This is a genomic window from Sphingobium sp. (assembly GCF_035511395.1).
In the GTDB taxonomy this organism is placed as follows: domain Bacteria; phylum Pseudomonadota; class Alphaproteobacteria; order Sphingomonadales; family Sphingomonadaceae; genus Sphingobium.
Window position 1 is genome coordinate 1 of sequence record NZ_DATKFP010000193.1, and the last position, 5,354, is coordinate 5,354.

General features: G+C 63.9%; 7 protein-coding genes. 1 reads left to right on the top strand and 6 read right to left on the bottom strand.

Annotated features, from left to right (window positions below):
• The 4 genes from VMR39_RS13185 to VMR39_RS13200 all read right to left on the bottom strand — a co-directional run.
• The coding region (locus VMR39_RS13185; protein ID WP_325416460.1) for a type IV secretion system DNA-binding domain-containing protein at positions 1–1,194 on the bottom strand (1,194 nt) is incomplete at its 3' end.
• Positions 1,191–1,490 (bottom strand): CopG family transcriptional regulator, encoded by a 300-nt coding sequence (locus VMR39_RS13190; RefSeq protein ID WP_325416461.1) that lies wholly within the window; start codon positions 1,488–1,490, stop codon positions 1,191–1,193. The genes VMR39_RS13190 and VMR39_RS13185, both read right to left, overlap by 4 nt.
• A 171-nt stretch (positions 1,491–1,661) precedes the next feature.
• A complete protein-coding gene (locus tag VMR39_RS13195; protein WP_325416462.1) occupies positions 1,662–1,925 on the bottom strand; it encodes a hypothetical protein in 264 nt (87 codons plus the stop codon).
• Between the two features lie 550 nt (positions 1,926–2,475).
• Positions 2,476–2,823: a hypothetical protein gene (locus VMR39_RS13200; protein ID WP_325416463.1), complete on the bottom strand. Its 348-nt coding sequence runs from the start codon at positions 2,821–2,823 to the stop codon at positions 2,476–2,478.
• 201 nt (positions 2,824–3,024) lie between these two features.
• Here VMR39_RS13200 and VMR39_RS13205 point away from each other — a divergent pair, with 201 nt between their 5' ends.
• The gene (locus VMR39_RS13205) at positions 3,025–3,261 is read left to right on the top strand and encodes a hypothetical protein (RefSeq protein WP_325416464.1); all 237 of its coding nucleotides are present in this window, start codon (positions 3,025–3,027) and stop codon (positions 3,259–3,261) included.
• Between the two features lie 15 nt (positions 3,262–3,276).
• Here the strand turns inward: VMR39_RS13205 and VMR39_RS13210 are convergent, their stop codons facing one another.
• Together VMR39_RS13210 and VMR39_RS13215 are read right to left on the bottom strand one after the other, a co-directional pair.
• Positions 3,277–3,789 carry a hypothetical protein gene (locus VMR39_RS13210; RefSeq protein WP_325416465.1) on the bottom strand — a complete coding sequence of 171 codons (513 nt, stop codon included), beginning with the start codon at positions 3,787–3,789 and terminating at the stop codon, positions 3,277–3,279.
• Positions 3,790–4,071: 282 nt separating this feature from the next.
• On the bottom strand, positions 4,072–5,052 hold the full coding sequence (locus VMR39_RS13215) for a DUF2493 domain-containing protein (protein ID WP_325416466.1): 981 nt from the start codon (positions 5,050–5,052) through the stop codon (positions 4,072–4,074).
• Positions 5,053–5,354 lie beyond the last annotated feature (302 nt).

Below are 5,354 nucleotides of genomic sequence, written 5' to 3' on the forward strand. Positions count from 1 at the left end.
GATATCGAGCCAGACCGTGATCAAGGGACGCAGCGAGGGTAGCTGGTCGGCCTTGACCGTGATGAAGAGCCAGCTTCCTTCCGCGCCCTTTTCCACCCAGTCGCGGATCGAAAAGCCGTCCTCGGTATCGTCCAGATAGCCGAAGCTGCGCATCACCGAGGCGAGTTCTGCCTGGATACCGGCGGACGTCCGTTCGCCTTCGGTGCTGATGAAGGCGGCCGCATCGGTGCCGGAGACGAATGCCGCGAGGTCCTTGAGCTTCGAGCGGAGCAGCCGGTCCAGCAGGACCGAAACATAGGTATGCTTCTGACGTGCGAGCTTGCGCATGACGGCGACCAGCGTGCCGCGCGCGGCCTTGGCCCAGAAGGGATCGCCATGCTTGTCGGGGATCGTGGACTCGGCGATCTGGTCGTAGTGATAGTCGCGCGGGACATCGACCCACGGCGACCAGCGCGCCGTGCGCTGATCGAGCGGGTTGAGCAGCATGTCGGCGCCCTGCCGGTAGAACTTCTCGACGAAAGTGCCGGCCGTGTCATAGACGATGGCTCGCCTTCCCGACTTGCGGATACCCTCCAGCATGCCGACGATAAGGTTGGTCTTGCCCGTCCCGGGGGCGCCGCACAGGAGGATATGTTCGGGCTCGTAGGCCTCCGGCACCGGGACGTTGCCGATCGACAAAGGCCCCTTTGTCTGTCGCCACAGCGCGCGCTTCACCTGTCGGATCGTCCCGAACCGGGCGCCGCGCAGATATTCGTTGGAGCCGAGCCCCCTCCCCGTGCGGGTAAAGTAGAACCATGCCCAGCCCAGCATGACGAGCGCGAACAGACCCGAGATCAATGCACCGTGGAGCAGATAGACCTCGAAGGCGTGGAGGGTCTTTTTCGCGAGGGTCGAGGCGACCAGCCAGTCGGCGGAGGTCCAGTAATCGTGCCCTTGCGGAGTACGAAACTGCACGGGGTCATTGGTGTCACCGGCCGCATCGACCTTGATCATGGCTTCGGCGAGCTTGACCAGAGCGAAGCGCTCGTATTCGCTCGACTTCTCGAACGCATACCAGACGGTGCCGATCAGCCAGATGATCAGCCCCGCGAGCAGCGTCTGGTAAAAGACCTGGGTGGTCATGCGGACATTGTGGACGATGGCCTGCCCTCCGCGCGTCCACGAGCCCAGCGTGTCGTTGCGAAAGATGCTCATTGTGCCTCCTCCTCGCCGAGGAGGCCGCGCTCGGCGAGGATAGTGCGCGCCTGCGCCATCCCCTGCTCCAGCGTTTCGGGCGAGCGTCGTCCTACCGAGGTCGCCAGGATCGAGAGGATCTGGATGGAGGTTGCGAGGATTTCGTCCTGCGAGGAAAAGACGTAACGCTTGCGATTGTCGACCGCCTGTTCGAGCGTCTGGCGAATAAAGGCGGACAGGCTGAGATTGGCTCCATACGCGCGTCGCAGCACGGCGTCGTGCAAGGCCGGATCGACCCGAAAACTGACTTTGGTCACGCGAAAGGTCTCCGCTGCCGGGAGCCTTCGCAGATGTCATGAAGCCTCTTTACTATAGGCTCTCATCGGAATCGCCGCAAGAGATACCAGATCCCCCGACTATCTGGCCCCTTCCCTAGGCCGATCAGCTCGCTCGCGGACCATCCTGCCGATGACCCAAGCGACGGGATATCAGTTTCCTCTGATTACGATCGACGAAGGAGGACGCCCGCAGGTCTCGGCGCGACCCCGCCGGATATCGGCAATGTTGAGCCTCATCTTTTTCGCGATGACGTCCGACATGCGGCGCACATCCGCGGAGGTACGAAGGTCGGGCACTCCTTCGACGAATTCCGACAACAGCAGCACCAGCGCTTCGCCGGCTTCGGCAGATCCGATGAAGAGCGTATCGCCCTTGTCCCCTGGAGCGGCCTCTTGGCGCTGCGCCGACACCATGCAGATTGCCTCGACCAAAGCCCGGCGAAGATCGATGATGTAGCTTTCATTCTGGTCCGCCATGCCTTTCCTTCCGGTCGCACCACCATGAATGAGGCGCGGAGCACGCCCCATGCAGCGCTTCAACGTCAATGCCGCTCAATGTCACCTGCCCCCTTCCTCACGAAAGGATGGCGGTAAGGCACGGATTACAGGAATTTCGGCGGGATTTCAAAGCCATGGCCAGGCAGATGACTTGCTGGTGAGCCATGCCTTACATGGCGGCGGATTGAAGCCTGCCCCGTATGGCAGATCTATCGATCTGATTAAACGAGGAAATTCACCCGCAGCACCCGTGCGTAGGGTCCATTACAAAACGGCCTCGCGCCGTGCGTCCCGCCTTACGCAGCGCACTCGCGCTGCGCAGCCTCGTGCCGGAAGGCAGGAGGCACCCTTGCTCCTGATTTACGGGGGATACAGGTGCAGTGGATCGAGGGATGGTGTTCATGGGCGGGGTCTCCCTAAAAGCAAAAAAAGGGACCGGGCATCAGGCCCGGTCCCGGGGACGTGATCAGTTCTGGCGGGCGATCAGCGCGCGCGCTTCATGGATGAGCCTGGCCGCCTCGTCGCCCCGTCCCTGCGCCCGGATGATCCGATAGGCATTGGAGCGGGCGGCCCTGTGGGCGAGATCCGAAGCCCGGTTCCATTCGGCCATGAATACCTCGTCGCACTCGCCGGTTATCACGAAATCGCCAGTCTCGCGATCGGTGTGGCCGCAATATCGGCCGGCGTAGGAACCAGCCCTTTCGAGATGGCACTCGATCTCGCGAATGAGAGCGAAACCCCGCGCCTGCGCACGGAGGAAATGCGGTTCATGGGTTTCGACGAAACGATCGTAGTCGGGATCTATGGTAGCCATGGCAGCCTCTTCAAGGGGGATGTCCGCGGACTGCAGGCAGCCCGGTCCGATGGATGGGATGGGGTTGGTGAAGGATCGACAGGAGCAGCCTGGCGCGGCGCCCCCGCCGGTTCCGCAGGAAGAGGCAATCCCGCTTGCACTGGTCCGTCGATGTGGCACAGTCGCAGGTGACGGGCAGGCCATCGGGGAAGGACGATGGAAATGCCGAAGATGACGGAAAGGGACCGGCTCGCCGATCTGGAAGCGCGTCAGCGCAAGATGAACGACGAACTGGAAAACGCTCGCCGTGCCCTACGGGGCAAATATGCCGCGATGATCTCGGAGATACCGGTGGAGAAGCTTGCGGAGCGAGAGTTCCGCGAGCTTTTGACGCAGGCGATCCGGGTCGGTGGCAGCGCGGCGCTGACGGCGGTCAAAGGGCTGCCGACGGCAGGCTGATCACGCCGCTGGCGATCACAGATTCCCGCAGGGATGTGCTTCGAGAAAGCTGCTCCTGTCGGAGTCCGACCTCAGGGTAATGAAGCGCCCCTCCGGCTCGAACCAGATCAGGATGAAGCATCGCCGCAGGGCCAACCGGTGGATATTGGCAAGGCTTCCCCGGCTGCGACCATCCCAGATCACGAGACCGCTGAAGGCATCGCGCGCCATCGCCGCATCCTTCGGGGCATGGTATGCGGCGGTGCCCTTTCGCCCGGCGGACGCAATGTGCCGGACGGACCAGTCTCCCAGGTTATGGCGCGGGGTCTCGCCTGAGCAGTAGACCGTGAAGGCAGCGATATCCCGATCGGCAAGATGGCGCTGGACCAACCGATCCACGCCGCGGGCATCCCCGATCAGGACGGGAAGCGCGCGCTCGGCGATACCGCCTATGCGTTCGATGACGGGCCGGGGAAGTGCGGTAATGGACAGCGATCCGGATATGAAGACGGCCGAACCGGAGAGGTGTGAAAGGATATGCTCGGACATGGCTTTGATCTCCTCGAATGAGCCGCCCCTCTCTGCCCTCCTCTCCTCTGGTGGCAGGGCGCAACCTTGCCTTCGCGGCCAGACGCGCCAGGACCGCACCCGAAGGGTGTCCCTGCGACGAGCACGGCGCAGCCGCGCGCAGGAGGCCGGGACCGCCCCCGGCGGTTCCGCATCGCGTCCGCGACGGACCCGCCTGCGGGTCCCTGAGCGGAAGCGACAACTACGCGCGAAGACAAAAATGAGGACCGGCCCGGCAAACCGGACCGGTCCTCTGGGGAAACCTCACTGCGCCTCCCATCCCTGGTCGCTGAGCCTGACGAACCGCGCCGGGATATGCTTCTCCTTCACGAGGCGCGCGAGGTGGGACTGCAGGCCCGACCCTTCGCAGACCAGCGCCTCGACGGGCCGCAGTCCGACCATCTGCTCGTTCCGGACGAACCCCGCCCGTTTTCCCAGCTTGGCGCTGAGGCGGAACGTGATGAGCTTGACCTTGCGTGAGGCCGCCCAGGCCGCCGCCATCGCGTCGCAACCCTTGTCCTGTGCGGTCGTGGCCAGCACCATCGCCGGGTTGCGGGATTTCGTGTCGTCGAGTTTCGCCCAGATCAGGCGGGCGTCAAACCAGCAGTCCGCCCCGCCCGAGAAGATCACGACGGGCCCCTGCGGGTTATGCGCGGCGGCGCGGCGCTGGCGGCGGGCGGCCAGGAAATCGGTGGCGGCGATAACCGAGGCTGTGCGCTTGCTCGATACCAGCGAGCCCCTCGGTGCGGACCATGGCCGTCCGGTTTCGGTGTGGAAGACGTCGGCGGCATGGTCGCGCATGCACCGCAGGGCGTCGGTGGCTTCGTCGAGGAATTCGAGTTCGTCCTGTGCCTGCTCGAGTTCGACGCCGTGGATTTCGCTGCCGTCGGCGCGCTGCAGCAGGTCCTGGACGCCGCGTGTCGCCTTGTCGGCCTGCCCCTCCCACTGGTCTGCGACGTGATGGAAACTGTTCACGATGCCCCATGCGAGGCGCTCGGCAGCAGGCTGCAACCGCGTGTCGCGCAGCAGGTCGAAGAGGGTCGTGACGATCAGTTCGACGGCGAGTTGGGCTTCGCGAGGATCGGGCATGTCGGTGGTCATCTCCTCCTCGCTGCGCCCGACGCGGATGCCGCCAAGATCGGAGGAGAAGGCTGCGTGAAAGTCGTCGGTGGCGGCGTTCGTCTCCTGTGCGATGAATTCTGCGATGTCGCAGAACGGACGGACGCTGCGGTGGATCTTCGTCATGGAAACCTCCTATGGAAACGAAAGAGGTTTCCCCGGGGGCACGGGCTGCGAGCGGCGGGGTCAAGGATCGCGGAACGCGACCGGCGCAGCCGGCGATGGGGGTCACGATTTTTCCGGGCGGCAGCAAATCTCGCAGGAGAGGCCCGTCCCCGACCCGCACGGAAAAATGGTGTTGGGGTGGACGGCCCCCGAACATCATAATGAGGTCGTTAGATCACAGTAGGAGGCCGTCAGTGAGCAACATCGCGCGCATCGGAATGGACACTTCCAAGAGTATCTTCGTACTGCATGGCGTCAGCGCC

What these genes read in the sequence shown, in the direction of transcription:
- VMR39_RS13195 (WP_325416462.1), bottom strand. Translation starts at nt 1,925, where the DNA reads ATGGTGTCGGCGCAGCGCCAAGAGGCCGCTCCAGGGGACAAGGGCGAT.
- VMR39_RS13200 (WP_325416463.1), bottom strand. Translation starts at nt 2,823, where the DNA reads ATGGCTACCATAGATCCCGACTACGATCGTTTCGTCGAAACCCATGAA.
- VMR39_RS13205 (WP_325416464.1), top strand. Translation starts at nt 3,025, where the DNA reads ATGCCGAAGATGACGGAAAGGGACCGGCTCGCCGATCTGGAAGCGCGT.
- VMR39_RS13210 (WP_325416465.1), bottom strand. Translation starts at nt 3,789, where the DNA reads ATGTCCGAGCATATCCTTTCACACCTCTCCGGTTCGGCCGTCTTCATA.
- VMR39_RS13215 (WP_325416466.1), bottom strand. Translation starts at nt 5,052, where the DNA reads ATGACGAAGATCCACCGCAGCGTCCGTCCGTTCTGCGACATCGCAGAA.